This is a genomic window from Streptomyces antioxidans (genome assembly GCF_000968685.2).
In the GTDB taxonomy this organism is placed as follows: domain Bacteria; phylum Actinomycetota; class Actinomycetes; order Streptomycetales; family Streptomycetaceae; genus Streptomyces; species Streptomyces antioxidans.
On sequence record NZ_LAKD02000004.1, the window covers coordinates 16,716 to 32,883 of the forward strand.

The window sequence follows — 16,168 nt, forward strand, 5'->3', positions numbered from 1 at the left end:
GTAGGACCACCCAAGAGCCCCGGAATCACCGTGGCACCGGCCTTGAGCCGCCGCCTGCGCCTCACGCACAGGGTGGCACCGCCGATGACACCTCGGACAGGAGCTGCTCCACCTCACTCCCCCAGCGTGAGGCGATCACCAGGTCGCGTGCCGGGTCCACCCACAACAGGTGGTTGCCGCCGTTGCCGCGGGCGCAGCGGCCTGTGCGCGGGGCGCGGGGCCATACCGTGCCGTGGTCGTTGAGCCACCAGGACAGGCCGTACTCGGGCTTGACTGGGCAGGGCGTCCACAATTCCTCGGTCCAGCGCCGTGACAGGACCTGACGTTCGCCCCACCGCCCGCCCCGCAGGCAGAGCAGGCCGATGCGGGCCAGGTCCAGGGCGCTGATCCACAGGCCGCCGCCCCAGTGCGCGCCGCCGGAGACCACCGGTACCTGTGCGCCGTCCACCTCGATGACCGCGTGGTCATAGCCGTGCCAGGACCAGCCCTCGGAGGCGCCGATCGGTGTCATGACGCGTTCGCGCAGCACATCCGGCAGGGTGCGGCGGAGCAGGATCGTGAGCGCCAGCGCCGTCAGGTTCACGCGCACGTCGTTGTAGGCCCAGCCGGCGCCGGGCGGCCCGCCGGCCGACTCCGTGCCCTCACGGGTGCTCTGCGCATCGGCCCAGGTGGGCTTGGACCACAATTCGCCCTCCCACTGGCTGGTCTGGTCCAGCAGGTGGCGCCAAGTGATCGCGCGTCCGTGAGGAGTGTCGAACTCGGGCAGGTCCACGGTCTTCAGCACCGGCTCGTCCAACCGCAGCGCACCGTCGTCGAAGGCGATGCCCGCCACCAGCGACAGCACACTCTTCGTGGCGCTGTAGGCCATCTCGGCGCGTGCGGGATCGCCCCACGCGGCGAGCACCGTGCCGGCCCGCACCACGACACCGCTGGCTCCCTGCCCGTCGAGCAGCGGGCCGATCACCTCGCGGTGCGAGGTGTCTGACACCTGGTCGGCGAGATACGACGCCATGTCGTCGATGCCCGCCACCGGCCGCCCCGCCTGCGCGTGCACGGCCCGGGTGAGTGCCGCCGTGTCCACTCCATGCCGGGGGTCCACGGTCCGGTCGCCGTCCGCCAGGACCTCTCCGTCGTATCGCGATGTCACCACGTCCACGCCCATCCTCCGCCGTCTGCCAGCATCTGTGTCATCCGCGCCGGACGCCCGGGCCGTCGGGCCGTCCTCACCTGCCGCATCAGCCGAGCGCGTCCTGCAGGCTGCTTCGGCGCGGGAGCTGGGCGAGTCCGCCGCTGCCGAGGCGGATGCGGTCCTCGCTGATCATGACCCGGGCGGAGAGCACGTCACGTATCTGGCGGCTCAGGCTCCATTTGCTCGCCGACGGCTCCCGGTAGGCGTCCACCCCAATGACCTGGAAGGAGTCCAGCACGCTCTCGTTGGCCCGGGCGGCGGCCGTCAGGCGCAGCGCGTTCGAGCGGCGCACCATGGCGTCGCCGGCCATGCCGCGCAACTCCTCGTACTGGGCGGCGAGCGAGTGGATCTGCTCCGTGAGTTCGTCGATGGTGTCCGAGGCCCGTCCCAGCCGCATCGTCTTGGCCGTGAGGACGTCGGGTGCGGTCCTGCTCTGCTGTCGTCGGAAGGCGTCCTGTGCGGTGGTGAACGCGGACTCGGCGATGCCCAGCCAGCACGCGGCCCAGCCCAGGTTCGACAGCGGCATGATGACGCGGGCCGAGACCTCGCTGAACGACTCTTCCAGGATCCGGTCGCGATGCGTCCGGGCCCGGACCCTGCCGCCGCCGCTGCCCGTGCCCCGCATGCCGAGCGCCTGCCACTCGCGCCAGTGGGACACGGCCAGTTCGTCGCGGTGCACCAGCACGACCGCTCCCTCGGTGACCGCGTCGTCGGCCGAGCGCCGGGCCACCAGCAGTCCGGCGTCGGCCTGTTGGAGATAGGAGGAGACCGAGACGTTCTTGTCGATGAGGACGGCGCCGCTGCCGTCCGGCTCCTCGCGGCAGTGGGCCCGGCTCTCCCGGGGGCTGGCGGCTCCGGTCTCCGACATCAGGCTCGCCACCAGGGGCTGGGTCTGCCACGCGGAGTCGAGGAACTCCTGTACGGCCGTGCTGGTCTTCGGCTGGCGTGCGACCGCCTGGAGCTGCCCCTGGTGCATCGCCCAGATCATGGCGGTGGAGGCACACGCCTGGCCGAGTGCGTGGGCCACCGCGACGATCTGCGGCGCGGTCCACAGTCCCTGGCCCGGGGCGGGCTCGGGAGCGAGGAGCCGGTGCCGTTTCAGTGCGGCGATGGCCTCGGTCGGGAAGCGGCTCGCGGCGTCCACGTCGACCGCGTGGGCGCGGGCCACCTCCGCGGCTGCGGCAAGCCGTTCGCGCAGGGTCGCACCGTCGGCGCTGTCGATGTCCTTGATGCCGTCCAGGTCTTCAGTCATGGCCTCTTCCGTACGTGGGTGCTGTCAGCTGCTCGGCGGCGGGTCTGCGGCCCGGTGGGCTCAGTCGCCGCACTCGATGAGTGTCTTGCGCAGGTGTGGTCCGGATTCGGCCAGCTTGTCCGGGTCGAGCATGCGCAGGTGCGGTGCGGTGGTCGTGATCGTGTCCGTCTGGCCCTCGAAGAGGCCCTCCCAGTACCGCCCGTCGAGGACCGAGGTGCGGTCCGCGGCCAGGAAGTGGGTGAGACCGCAGGGCGCCTGGGGCGGCGGGCCGGCGAGGTCCACGTCGGCGGCGTCGAACATCACCACGTGTTCGATCTGGTGGCCGCGGTCGTGGAGTTCGGCCGCGACGGCGGGTGCCAGCGCCGCGCCCATGGACCAGCCGACCAGCACGACCGGTCCCAGCACGTCGATGTCCTGAACGGCCGAGAGGAACTCCTCCAGCACGGCGGCCGGATCGGCGGATCGGCCGTCGGTCTTGAGGATCGGGGACAGAACGCCGTGGACCGGCATGTGCTTGGGGAGATACGGCAGCAGTTGGACGAAGCTCCACGCCGTGCCGCTCAGCGGCGGGAGGCAGATCACCGTCGGCTCGCCGCCCGCGGCCCGCAGCGGGACCGAGGACTTGGGAACGAACTCCGGGCGCCCGAGCCGTTCGGCGAAGGTCCGCGGGGTCGGGTAACGGAAGACCTCGGCGGTCTCCAGGGTGACACCGAACATGTCCGTGAAGCGCAGCACCATCTGTACCGCGAGCAGCGAATGCCCGCCCAGGTCGAAGAAGTGGGAGTCGCGTCCGATGTCGTCGCGTCCCAGCAGGTCGCGGAAGACCCCGCGGACCAGGTGTTCGTGGGGCGAGCCGCCGTCCCTGTCGGCCACCGGCGCCGGCCTGGTGGTGTCGGCGAGGCCGCGGCGGTCGAGCTTGCCGCTGGCGGACATCGGCAGTGCGTCCAGGCGGACGTAGCGGGACGGGATCATGTAGGCGGGCAGTGTCCGGGAGAGGTGCTCGCGCAGTTCGGCCGCGTCCGGCGGGTTGTCGCCCTCGGGGATGATGCCGGCGATCAGCCGGTCGGCGGCCTCGGGATCGACACCGACGACGGCGGCGGCGGCGCCGGGGCATTCCGCCAGCCGCTTCTCGATCTCCTCCAGCTCGACCCGGAAGCCGCGCACCTTGACCTGGGTGTCGAGCCGCCCCAGGAAGCGCAGCCGTCCCTGGGCGTCCCAGCGCCCCGCGTCCCCGGTGCGGTAGCGGCGGTACCCGTCCGCCGCGATCCGGTCGAGCGGAAAGCGGCTGGCGGTGAGCTCCGGCTGCCCGACGTAGCCCTGGGCCACTTGGGGGCCGGCGAGGAAGATCTCCCCGGGTACGTTGACCGGGCAGGGGCGGTAGGAGGCGTTAAGGACGTAGGCGCGGTTGAGGCCGAAGGGGACGCCGACGCAGGAGGCCGTCTCGACCCGGGCGGCGTGGGCCTTCCCGCCCCCGCCGGAGCTCTGGACGGTGCAGTAGACCGTGGCTTCCGTCGGACCGTAGAAATTCCAGTACTCCAGTCCGCGCCCGTCCAGGTAGGCGGCGAAATCGGCGGGCAGCGGTTCGCCGCCGAGCATCAGCCTGGTGCCGTTGGCGACCTCGACTCCCGCCTCACGCAAGGACTTCCACACGGTGGGAGTGCCACCGACGTAGGTCACCGGTGGGGTCCTCGACAGCGCCCGCCCGACCGCTGCCGGGCTGGTCGCTCCCTCCAAAAGCAGCTGGACCGAGGCGCCGGCCAGCAGCGGGACCAGGTACTCCAGCAGGGAGATGTCGAACGAGGTGGTGGTCAGGCTCAGCGAGACGTCCTCGGGGGTTATCCCGACGAGCTCGACCGCTGCCTCGCAGAAGGCGGAGAGCGCGGTGCGGGCGACGGCGACGCCCTTCGGGTCACCGGTGGAACCCGAGGTGTACATGATGTACGCGGTCGTCTTTGTCTCGGGGTCCGGGCGGGCGGCCCGCTCGGCGGTACGGCCCCGTAGTCCGGCCGGGCTCACCGTGCGCACGCCCGCGAGCGCCGGGGTGCCCTCGTGGCTCACCACGAGTCGGGCGTTGGCGTCCTCGAGGATGAACGCGACCCGCTGAGCGGGGTGCGCGGCATCGAGCGGGAGGAAGACGGCGCCCAGCTTCCAGACGCCGAGCACGGTGGCGAGGAAATCGAGGCCGCGCGGCAGCCGGACGGCGACCACATCGCCGTGGCCGATGCCTTCGGCGGCCAGTGCGTCGGCGAACGCGTCGGCCTCCCGGTTAAGTTGGCGGAAGGTCAGGTGGCCGTCGCCGGATCGTGCGGCGATCCGGTCGGGCCAGGTCTGCACTGCCTGGCCGAACCGCGTCAGGACGTCCGGGACGGGCCGGGCGGCGGCTTCCACGGTGCCCAGCCCGGAGAACTCGCCCACCCGGTTCTTCTCCTCCTGGGAGGCGAGGTCGAGGTCCGCCACCCGCACCGTGGGCGTCCCGGCCGCCTGGAGCAGGACCTGGCCGAGGTGGGAGACCAGGGCGAGCATCGTGCTCCGGTCGAAGCGGGCCGTGTCGTACTGGAGGCGCAGCCGCAGACGGCCGGCCTCGGGCACGAAGGTGGTCGTGAGGTCATACCGCGCACCGTTCAGCTCGACCCAGAGGTGTTCGGTCGGCTCCAGACCGTCCAGGTGGAAGGGCAGGTCGGGCAGGTTGGCGACGGACAGCGAGACCTGGAAGACCGGCGAGAGGTTGTCCTGCCGCCGCACCGGCAGGCTCTGCAGAACCTGGTCGAAGGGGAGTTCCTGGTGCTGCATCGCCTTCAGGCTGGAGCTGCGGGTGGACTTGAGCAGATCCAGGAAGGAGGCATCGTCGTCGACCGGGACGCGGACCGAGATCAGGTTCAAGAAGAGTCCGACGGTGGACTCGAACTCCGTCCTGGTCCGTCCGGCGACCGGCGTGCCCAGCACGACGTCCCGCTGGTCGGAGTACCTGGTGAGCACCACGGACAGCGCCGCGGCGAGCACCATGTACAGGGTGCAGCGTGCCGTGGACGCGAGCTGCCGGGCCGCGTCGTACACCTCGTCCGGCAGCATCAGGTTGATCATGGAGCCCGTCATGTCGCGGCGTTCGGGGCGCGGTCGGTCCCAGGGCAGCTCGATCTGCGCGGGGGCTCCCTCCAGGTAGTCCCGCCAGAACGTGGCCTCCTCCCGGATCCGGTCCTCGTTGAGGTGCTCCCGCTGCCAGGCGGCGAACTCGGGGTACTGGACCGTCACTTCCCGGGGCTTTTTGTCCGTGGCGCCGACTTCGCGGTTGTAGAAGAGGGCGATCTCCTCGATCACGTTGGTCAGGGACCAGCCGTCCAGGGCGATGTGGTGCCCGATCACGACCAGCGCGTGCAGCGTGGGGCTCCAGCGCAGCAGGTAGACCCGCATCGGTGACTCGGAAGCCAGGTCGAACGGCCGCCCGGCCGCTTCCCGTACGAAGGCCTCGATGTCCGGCCGCAGCGCATCGGTGGAGATGTCCTCCGCGGACATCTCCACCACGTCCAGCACCTGTCCGGCCTGTGGCTCGACCCACTGCATGGGCTCGTGACCGCCGGTCGCGGGGGTGATCCTGGTGCGCAGAGCGTCATGCCGCTCAACGACCGTCCGGACGGCGGTGTCGAGTGCGCCGGCCACGAGCGCACCGCGCAGAATCCTGACATCGGGGTTGATGTAGGCGACGTTCCCGGGGGCGACCTGCTCGACGAACCAGATGCGCTGCTGGCCGAAGGACAGCGGCGTCTCGATGCGGGACATACCTGAGCTCCAGAAGTCAGGGCCGATGGGTGTGGTGGGGGCGACCGGTGACCTGGGGCGCGTCGCGGTCGGGGAGATCGAGCCGGATCGCGTCGGGCGCCTCCTCCGTGCGGTCGTGCGGGAAGAAGTGACCGCTGTCGAAGGTCCGGGTCGTCACCGATTGGGCAGCGCCCGTCCAGCGGGCGAGCGACCGGGGCGGGGCGAGCCGGTCGGTGCGGCCCGCGTACGCGGCGGTGGGGGTGGTCAGACGACGGTCGTCGCTGACGAAACCGTGCAGCGAAGCGAGGTCGTTAAGGAGCCTCGCCACGGCCAGCTCGCGCATGCCGCGGTCGTCGAGCACGTCCGCCGGTGTGCCGCCGGCTCTGCGGAAGGCGTGTGCGGTTCCGCCCGCGTGCGGTACGGCCACGGGCGGGAGTCCGGCCGGTGGCTGCCGCGGCTGGGGCCCGGGGGCGGGCGGGAGGAGAGCGGAGCTCATGCCGGGAATGCCTCCTGCTGTGGCGCGGTGTGGTCCTGCCGGCTGAGTTCGCGCAGCCTCGACCGGTCGATCTTGCCGCTGGCGGTCATCGGGAACCGTTCGAGAACGGTGAACCGGGCCGGGACCATGGCGGGCATCAGCAGGGTCAGCGCGTGGCGGCGCAGCTCCGCCCGGCCGGGCGGGTCGTCTGGGTCGACGATGAGCCAGGCGATGAGTTGGTCCCCGCCGGGCGTCGTGGTCTTCACGACCGCGCTCGCGCGTACTTTCGGGTGCTGGTCGAGAACGTGCTCGACCTCTCCCGCCTCGATCCGCACCCCATGGATCTTGATCTGCTGGTCGGTCCGCCCCCGGTAGTCCAGGACCGGGCGGCCGTCGGCGGACGACTTCGAGGTGGACCACCGGACGAGGTCGCCCGTGCGGTACATGCGTCCGCCCGGCAGGGCTGCGAAGGGGTCGGGAACGAACCGCTCACGGGTGAGGTCCGGAGCACCGGCGTACCCCGAGGCGAGGCACACTCCGGCCAGATGGAGCTCGCCGACCGCTCCGAAGGGCACCGGTTCCCCGTTCGGGGTCAGCACATAGGCGCTGACGTTGTCGATCGGCCCACCGATCGGTACGGCGGGGCCCGGCTCGGGTGCACGGCAGTCCCAGGCGGTCACGTCGACGGCCGCCTCGGTGGGTCCGTAGAGGTTGTGCACGGTGGCGCCCAGCACCGAGGCCGCCCGGTTCGCCAGCGCGGGCGAAAGCACCTCGCCGCTGCAGACCACCCGGCGCAGCCGGGTGCACTCCGCGGCCCGCGGTTCGCGCAGGAACTGCTCCAGTACGCAGGGTACGAAGTGGGCGACCGTGACCTCCTCCCGGATGACGGTCTCGGCCATCTCCTCGGGATCGAGGTGCGCCAGCGGGGGCGCCATCGCGAGGCGGGCCCCGACGAGCAGCGGCCAGAAGAACTCCCACACGGACACGTCGAAGTCGAACGGGGTCTTCTGCAGGACGGTGTCCGAGCCGTCGAGGCCGAAGTGGTCCTGCATCCACAGCAGACGGTTGACGATGGCCCTGTGCGGAACGACGACGCCCTTGGGGCGCCCGGTCGAGCCGGAGGTGAAAAGGACGTACGCCGGGTCGTCCGACCGGGCAGGGTGCCCGCCGGCCGTAGCGGGGGCTGGTCCGGCGGAGGGCGGTCCTGACAGCCGTATGCCGGAGAGTCCCAGCAGGGCCACCTGCGGTGCGGCCTGCCGCGTCTTTTCCACGGCTTCCTCGGCGGATACGACGATCCGCGCTCCGGCCGTTTCGATCATGGTCTGGAGGCGGGCGGGCGAGGCCTCGGGGCTGAGTGGCAGATAGGCCCCGCCGGCCAGCAGGATGGCCAGCAGCACCCCGGGGAGTTCCACCGAGCGCCAGGCGCTCACCCCGATCACGTCGCCTGGGAGGACGCCCTCGGCCCGGAGCCGGTCCGCGAACGCGCGTGCTTGGGCGAGGAGTTCGGTGTAGGTCAGCGATTCGCTCCCGGCGGTGACCGCCACCCGCGTGGGGTGGAGCTCGGCCGTCCGCACGATCAGCTCGTGCAGCGAGGACGGCGGGCGGGCCACCTGTGCTCCGGCGAGGGACCGGAGCATCTGGTGCTCCTCGGCGCCGGCCACCACCAGGTGGTCCAGACCCGACGTGGCAGTGGCGGCGAGCCGCTGCAGCACGGTCCGTGTCCGCTCCGGTGCCCAGCGCGTGAAGGTCTTGCCGCACCGGTGTACGACGGTCGGCGGCTCGTCCTTCCCGCTGTGCGGCACTTCGAGTCGGCAGGGCGGGTGGTCTCCCGCGCCGTCCCGGCAGCTGTCGCAGTGCACGTCGAGGCGGACCGTGCCGCGCCGGGACCACGCCTCGATCGCCTCGCCGAGCCGTGTCACCGCCTCATGTCCGCCGTCCGCCAGGGCCACGCTCACCCCCTCGGCGGGGGTGTCCGGTCCGACCCGAACGGTGGCGTGTCCTGGGTGGCAGACCCGTGCCGCCACGACGGCGGCAGCGAGGGCGGCCGAGGCCCGGTCGGGGGCCTGAACCGTGACGCGCTCGCCTTCGATCACTTCGTGCTGCTGCACGGCTGACTCGCTTCTTTGTGCGTACCGTTGGTCATCTCATCGATCAGGCCGGCCATGGCGCGGGGTGTCAGGTCGACGCCGAGCAGGTTCCTCGCGGTGATCTGCGGGCCGCAGTCCTGTGACAGCCGGACGGCCAGCCGGACCAGCGTGAAGGAGTCCCCGCCGAGCATGTAGAGGTCGGCGTCGGGCTCGATGTCGGTGAGCCCGAGCGTCTCCTCCCAGGCACGGAGCACGGCGGGCAGCGTCCCGGCCCCGCCCGCGGTCGGCGCGGGCGTACCGTTCCCGCCCTCCCGGACGGCCGCGTCATCGGTGTCGGGGCGAGGGGCGTCGATCCAGTGCCGCCGCCGCTCGAACGGGTAGGTGGGCAGGGGCACCCGGTAGTAACCGTCGGCCCCGTTGGCCCGTTCCAGGTCGACTCCGGCGCCCGCTGACCACAGCCGGCCGAGCTGGGTCAGGAAGGGCACCAGGCCGGTGGCGGGCACCAACGGCAGCACGTCGTACAAGCCGTCGTCCCCGATGTGCGGGCGCAGCAGGTCAGTCAGCGACCGCCCGGGCCCGATCTCGACGACCAGCGCGCCTGGAACCGTGTCGGTGAGCGTGGCTACGGCGTCGGGCAAGCGCACGGCCTGCGGTGGCTGGGCGGCCCAGAAGTGGGGGTCACGGCCGTTTTGCGGATCCACTGCCCGGCCGGTACATGCGGAGACGACAGGCAGGGCCGGTGGCTTGCGGGCGACGCCGTCCGGATGCTCCGGGAGGGGTTTGGCCAACAGGTCGGTGCCCTCGGGCGCCGAGAACTCGCCGGCGAGGCAGGCCGCAGCGTACTCCCCGGTGCCATGGCCCAGTACGGCCGCGGGGGCGACACCCAGGAACGTCAGGAGCTCGGCGACGGCCAACTGGCCGACGTACAGGCAGACGGGGGCGAGGTCGGACGGGGGCGCCGCACTGTCCGTCTCATCGAGCAGGACACCGCGGATCCTCGTAGCGTCCGTCTCCCCCAGGTGGGCGAGGACCTCCTCCGCCCGCTCGCGCACCACGGCGTAGCGGGGGTACAGGCCCGCCAGCATGCCGTGCGCGTCGGCTTCCTGGCCGCCGAGGGCCCACACGATCGGGGGTGCCTTCCGCGGTGCCCGGCGGGGGGCGTCCTGGAGGGACGCGCGGACCGGGCCGTCCGGAGTGAGGACCGCGCCCAGGCGTACGGGGAAGCTGCGCCGGCCGGAGGTGAAGGTGCGGGCGACATCGCCGACTCGTGGGCCGGGAGTGGCCGCCACGTGGTCCACCAGGGCGTCCCGGTAGCGCAGTACCCCCTGCGGCCCCCTCGCGGACAGCGGGATCACCGCCGCTGCCAGATCCTGCACCGGCGCGGGCCGGGAGGGCCGGTACTCCTCGACCACGACATGGCTGTTGGTTCCGCCCATGCCGTACGAGCTGACCCCGGCCCGCCTGGGCACGCCCGGCGCATCGGCCCACGGCCGGGCGAGGGGATCCAGTACGAAGCCGTCCGGCAGGTCGTCCGCGGCGCAATCGTCCCCGGCGCCCACCAGAGGCGGGAGGACTCCGTGGTGCAGGGCCAGCACTGTCTTGACCAGGCCGATCACCCCGGCGGCCGCGCCCGGATTCCCGATGTTGGCCTTGACCGAGCCGAGTGGCAGCGGCTCATCCGACCCACCGCGGGTGAACACCTGTGCCAGTGCGGCGAGTTCGATGTCGTCGCCGACCTCGGTGCCGGCGCCGTGTCCCTCCAGGTATCCGATCGTGGCGGGGTCGACTCCGGCGTCCCGGTAGGCGGTGCGCAACACCTCGACCTGGCCCGCGAACCCCGGGGCGGTGTATCCGGCCTTGTCACCGCCGTCGTTGTTCACCGCCGAGCCGCGGATCACGGCCAGCACGGTGTCGTGGTCGGCGATCGCGTCCCCGAGCCGCCGCAGGGCGACCAGGCCGAGACCGTTGCCCGGCACGGAGCCGTCCCGGCCGGTCTGGAACGGGCGGCAGCGGCCGTTGCGGGAGAGCACGCTGCCGGCGGCGGGCGAGTAGCCCTCGTCCTGCGGCAGTTCGACACTGACCCCGCCGGCCAGCACCAGGTCGGCATCCCGGCTGCGCAGCGCCCGAACGCCCTGGTGCACGGCGACCAGCGAGGTCGAGCACGCGGTCTGCACGGTCATCGCCGGGCCGGTCAGACCCAGCCGGTAGGCGATCTTGGCAGCGAGGTGGTCCCGGTCGTTCGCCAGGACCAGGGGCAGCAGTCCCTCCGACCGCTCGATCGAGGGATCGGTGAGGATGTGGCGCAGCAGGTAGTAGTTCAGGCCCGTACCGGCGAAGACGCCGACCCGCCTGGGCTCCGTGCCCCGCCGGTCGCGCTCACCGCTGTTGCCGTGCCCGGCCCGCTCCAGCAGTATCCACGCGGCCTCCAGCAGCAGCCGGTGCTGCGGGTCGGTCAGCTCGGCCTCCCGCGGCAGTATGCCGAACGCTTCGGCGTCGAACTGCTCGATGTCCGTGAGGACTTTGCGCCGGGGGGCAGGGTCGGACCGGCCGGCGGCGGCCGGGTCGGGCGGAGCGGTCACCGCCTCTTGCCCCTCGGCCACCATGTGCCAGAAGGCGTCGAGATCGTCTCCCGCGCCCGGGGTCCGGGCGTACACGCCGATGACGGCGATCGGTTCCGTGGCCGTCTCCGCTTCACGCACCGCGCATGCCCTCCTTGATGTGCGCCGCCAGCTTGTTGACCGTCGGGGCCCGGTAGATGTCGACCGAGGTGATCCGGACTCCCGGGAACTGCTTGCGCAGTGCGTTGCGCATCTCGGTCAGTTGCAGCGAGTCGCCGCCCGCGTCGAAGAACGCCTCGTCGTAGTCGAAGTCGTCACCGCCGAGAAGGTGCCGCCAAACGTTGGCGACCTTCTCGACGAGGTCGTCCTCGGCCGGCGAACCGGCCACCGGTACCAGTGCCGGTGCCGGTGCGGCCGGTGCGGCCGGTGCGGCCGGTGCGGGGCTCTCGGCCAGGAAGTGCTCGGTCGTCAGCGCCCGGGCCACCAGGGCGTCGGTGTCCACCTTGCCGTTGCGGTTCAGGGGCAGGGACGAAACCAGGCACCACAGGTCGGGCAGCGAGTACGAGGGGAAGGTGTCCGCCAGCGAGGGGATGAGCTGTTGGAGGGCGGGCCGCTGCGGTCCCACGACCGCGGCGAGGACGGCCCGGTCGGTGTGGTCCTCGCCGACGGCGCTGACGTCCGCGTCGAGGACACCCGGCCAGGATCTGAGGTAGGACTCGATCGCGGCGAGCTCGACCCGATGGCCGCGGACCTTGATCTGACGGTCCCGGCGGCCGCGGAACAGCAGCTCTCCGGCCTCGTTCCAGCAGACGATGTCCCCGGTGGCGTAGGCGCGTTCGCAAGAGGGCCAGGGCACGGCGACGAAGGCGGCGGCCGTCTGCCCGGCGTCCCCGGCATAGCCGTGGGCCAGGCCCAGGCCGGTGGCGTGCAGCTCGCCGTCGACCCCGGGCGGGACCGCCCGGCCCGTACGGTCGAGCACGAGCACCCCGGTGCCAGCGACCGGCCGGCCGATCGGCACGGTGTCGCCGACCTCGTCCCCCGAGGTCACGTGGTGGACCGTGGTGAAGGTCGTGTTCTCCGTCGGCCCGTACCCGTTGGTGACCCACAGTCCGGGAGAGGCCTCCAGGACGGTTCGGACATGGTCGGTTGAGACCACGTCCCCACCGGTCAGCAGTTGGCGCAGCGAGCCGAGCGCGGCGGCGTCGTACTGGGCCATCAGGCGGAAGATCCCCGAGGTCAGCCAGGCGTGGGTGATCTCTTCGTCGCGCAGGAAGCCGCGGATCGCCTGGGGCGAGGCGGGGCCGGGCGGGAGGATCGCGATCCGGTCCCCGTTGAGGAGCGGGTGGAAGAGCTCGAGGGTCGAGGCGTCGAAGGCGAGGGGTGCCATGCGCAGCATCGAGCGGCGGCGACCGGGGTCCTCGTCGTCGGCCGGGCGCAGCAGGCCGGTGTCCGCGGCGAGGCGGATCACCGCACGGTCGGGGGTGCGGACTCCCTTGGGCGTACCGGTGGTTCCGGAGGTGAAGGAGATGTAGGCCGTGCTGTCCGCGGCGCGCGGGTGTGGTTCCGTGTTCGCTCCGGTCTCCTGGAGGGGGGCCGCCTCGGGGGACCACGGTGGCACCAGCCGCACCTGCTCAGGCCAGTCGCTCCGGTGGTCGGCGGGGGCCACTGCCACGGCGGCCCCGGTGACGCGGAGCACCTCGGCACGCCAGGTGCGGGCCGTCTGCGGTGGCACGGGGACGTAGCAGGCCCCCGTTCGCAGGGCCGCCAGCACCGCGACGGTCTCCGCGGCCGAGCGGTCGAGCTGGATGATCACCGGGTCCCCGGCTCGGACACCCGCGCCGTGCAGGAGGGACGCGTATCGTGTGGCGGCCTGTTCGAGCTGGCGGTAGGTCAGTGTGTGGCCGCCGGAGGGATCGGTGACGGCGACGGCGTCGGGACATCTGCCGGCCGCCGCCGTGAAGGATTCCCAAAGGCCTTCGGGCCCGTCCCTCGGGTCGGGGGCGTCGTGCGCCGCCGAAGCGATCCGGGTTCGTTCGACGGCCGAGAGTCCGGTGAGTCCGCCGACGGGTGTGTCCGGGGTCCGCTCGAAGTCGAGCAGCGTCGCCAGCAGCGCGCCGGCGAGCGCGGTGGCGGTCTGCGGTCCGGCCTGGGACAGCGAGTACTCCAGGGCGAGGGCCGGCTGGTTCCCCCAGCGCTGAAGGTAGAGGATCGCGTCGAACACCGCGCCGCGGCAGTGCCCTTCGACCACCTCGGCTGTTGTTCCGGCGAGGTCGAGGGTGGCCGGGATGAGTTCGTCGTGCGCGGCGAAGGCAAACTGGGTCAGCGCGTTGGAGCCGCGGACCGGGCGCGCGTCGAGGTGGCGCACGATGTCCTCGTACGGGGCCTCGGAGTCGCGTATCGCGGCGTCGTAGTCGGCGGCCGTCCGGCGGAGGTAGCCGTCCGCGGTGAGTTCCGGCTCCAGCCGGAGCCGGACCGGTGCCACCCGTGTCAGCAGGCCGACCGCGTCGAACTGGTCCGCGCGGAAACGGCCGCTCGTGGGCATCCCCACCACGAGGTCGTCGACGCCTGCCCGTCGCCCCAGCACCAGCGCCCAGGCCGCCAGCAGGACGACCGGGCGGCGCACACCGATCCGCCGCGCCACGGTGTCGACCGCGTCCCGCACCTCGGGCGGCAGGACGAAGGGCAGACGGCTGCCGTTCGGGTCGAACGGCCCCTCCTCTGGCCCGGGCGCCCAGGGAAGCCGGAGGTCGGTCGGCGCTCCCGCCACCCGCTCGGCGACCCTGGCGAGGTCTTCGGCGAGTCGGCCCGACGTGGCCCTGGCGCGGTACCGGGACAGGGCGGAGTCCGGTACGGGGGTGCTCGGGTCCTCGATCCGGCCCTTGCTGTAGCACTGCGCGAACTCGCGCAGGAGGACGCCGATGCTCCATCCGTCGACGATCGTGTGGTGGAACACCAGGGTGAGTACGTCGCTGGAACCGGCGGAGCGGCCGATGAACGCGCACCAGGGCGGCTGCTCGCAGGGGCGCAGGTATCGTCCGGCGGTCGGGCCGACCAGTGCCTCCATCCGTTCGGCGGGGCCGCCGCCCGGCGGGAGCTCCAGCTCGCGCAGTGGGATGCGCCAGTGCGGAAGAACCCGCCGGGCGAACGTGTCGCCCTCGGCGACGAACCGTGTCCGCAGGGATTCGTGGCGTGCGGTGAGCGCCCGCAGTGCGGCGGCGACCCGCGTGGTGTCGAGGTTGGGGGCCACCACGGAGAACATCAGCCGGTACGTCGCGTCGCGTCCCGCCAGATGGGCCGTCAGCATCTGTGCCTGACCGGGCAGCAGCGGGCGGTCACCTGGCGGTGGCGTCGGTACGGACCGGGCGGTCACCGGCTGTGCGTCGGCGAGTACCTCGCCCAGCGGGGCGCCGCTCAGCAGCAGTTTCAGGTCCAGTGCCCGGCCCAGCCGCCGTTCGCCGAGCGCCGCCAGGTGGTACGCCTGGAGCGAGGAGCCGCCCAGCTCGCCGAAGGGGGCGTCGGTCCAGGTTCCGGGCGGACGCGTGGTGTGGCGCAGCGTCTCCTCCAGCAGCGGCTCCCAGGCCTCGGTCGTCGGCATCGGGCGCGGTGTGTCGGTGCTCACTGGGCGTCCCCCTCGCTGTCGGACACCGGTACCTTCTGGGCGTCTGGTTCGGGCCTCCGGGTCGCCGCCTCGATCGCCCGATCGGAGAGGTAGGCGCGGATCGGGATGACGGTCAGCAGGGCCAGGGTGGTGGACACCGCGAAGAGGACCTGGGCGTCGACGGCGAACGCGACGGTGCCGCCGATCGCCGAACCGACTGGTGTCATCCCGTAGGTCAGCATCCGCGAGGCCCCGCTGACGCGCCCCAGGTCTGCGCGGCTGACGGTGAGTTGGCGTACGGACATCGACTCGACGGACCACATTCCGCCGAGCGCGCTGCCGATGGTCATGACGGCTGTCAGCTGGGCTCCGTCGGCGAACAGCGGGCCTGCGAAGACCAGTGCCCAGCCCACCCGGGTGAGGGTGAGGGTCAGGCTCCGGCCCAGCCACCGCTCCACCCGGTGGGTGAGCAGGGCACCGGCGGCCGCGCCCACCCCGATGGCGCCGATGAGGAAGCCGTACTGGGAGGCGGACAGGCCGAGGGGGCCCGGTGTGATCGCGTACACCACGAGGAGGGTGAAGAAGATGCTGTTGGCGATCGTCGTCAGGCCGCCCACGGCGACGATGGTCGCGAGGATCGGCTGGGAGAAGACGATCCGCGCCCCGTCCCAGAAGCCGGTGGAGGCTTCGTCGGATGTCGCTGCGGCCTCGGTGCGCGGCAGTTGGGCGGCGACCAGTGCGGCGGCCAGGCATGCCATGGCGGCCAGCACGCTGGGCAGTACGTGGTCGACGTCGACCAGCACACCCGCCAGGGCGGGGCCCAGGAACTGGTAGAACAGCCGGGTCGACACGGCCAGCAGACCGTTCGCCCGGGTGCGGCGGGCGTCGTCGACCGCGTTCGCCGTCACGACCTCGGCCGCGGTGTCGACGACGGTCTGGAAGCAGGAGACCACGAAGACCAGTGCCGGGACGGTGACCGCGAGCGCCACGTCGGCCCAGATCAGTCCCGCCAGCGAAAACATCGCGGCGCAGCGTCCGAGGTTGGCGAGGGTGACGGCGCGGACCGCACCGATCCGGTCCACCAGGACACCGGCCGGCACCGCGGCGATCAGCCACGGCAGGGTGGCCGCGATGGTGACCGCGGCCACCGCCATCGCCGAGTGCGACGCCGCGGCCGCCGTGATCGTCGCCGCCACGGCGAAGACGCCGTTGGCGGTGTCCGAGACCGCGGTGGCGGTCAGGAACTTTCGGAACAT

The 16,168-nt window shown here is 72.3% G+C and carries 8 protein-coding genes; all 8 read right to left on the reverse strand.

All coding sequences use genetic code 11. The features are described 5' to 3' along the window. Positions 1–61 precede the first annotated feature (61 nt). The 8 genes from VT50_RS02660 to VT50_RS02695 all read right to left on the reverse strand — a co-directional run bounded on the left by VT50_RS02660 (position 62) and on the right by VT50_RS02695 (position 16,168). Entirely contained in the window at positions 62–1,150 is a 1,089-nt protein-coding gene (locus VT50_RS02660) for a serine hydrolase domain-containing protein (RefSeq protein WP_240529018.1), read from the reverse strand. An 85-nt stretch (positions 1,151–1,235) separates the two neighbouring features. After that, positions 1,236–2,441 carry an acyl-CoA/acyl-ACP dehydrogenase gene (locus tag VT50_RS02665; protein WP_046087927.1) on the reverse strand — a complete coding sequence of 402 codons (1,206 nt, stop codon included), beginning with the start codon at positions 2,439–2,441 and terminating at the stop codon, positions 1,236–1,238. A 60-nt stretch (positions 2,442–2,501) separates the two neighbouring features. Beyond that, positions 2,502–6,215, reverse strand: coding sequence for a non-ribosomal peptide synthetase (locus tag VT50_RS02670; protein WP_046087926.1), 3,714 nt, complete (start codon positions 6,213–6,215; stop codon positions 2,502–2,504). A 16-nt stretch (positions 6,216–6,231) separates the two neighbouring features. Then, entirely contained in the window at positions 6,232–6,690 is a 459-nt protein-coding gene (locus tag VT50_RS02675; protein ID WP_046087925.1) for a hypothetical protein, read from the reverse strand. Beyond that, positions 6,687–8,777 (reverse strand): amino acid adenylation domain-containing protein, encoded by a 2,091-nt coding sequence (locus VT50_RS02680; RefSeq protein ID WP_053048664.1) that lies wholly within the window; start codon positions 8,775–8,777, stop codon positions 6,687–6,689. The genes VT50_RS02675 and VT50_RS02680 overlap by 4 nt, the downstream gene beginning before the upstream one ends. Next, the gene (locus VT50_RS02685) at positions 8,759–11,455 is read right to left on the reverse strand and encodes a type I polyketide synthase (protein ID WP_046087924.1); all 2,697 of its coding nucleotides are present in this window, start codon (positions 11,453–11,455) and stop codon (positions 8,759–8,761) included. Before VT50_RS02685 ends, VT50_RS02680 begins: the two co-directional genes overlap by 19 nt. Next, the gene (locus VT50_RS02690; protein ID WP_143645171.1) at positions 11,448–14,909 is read right to left on the reverse strand and encodes a non-ribosomal peptide synthetase; all 3,462 of its coding nucleotides are present in this window, start codon (positions 14,907–14,909) and stop codon (positions 11,448–11,450) included. Before VT50_RS02690 ends, VT50_RS02685 begins: the two co-directional genes overlap by 8 nt. Positions 14,910–14,929: 20 nt before the next feature. After that, entirely contained in the window at positions 14,930–16,168 is a 1,239-nt protein-coding gene (locus VT50_RS02695; RefSeq protein WP_046087922.1) for an MFS transporter, read from the reverse strand.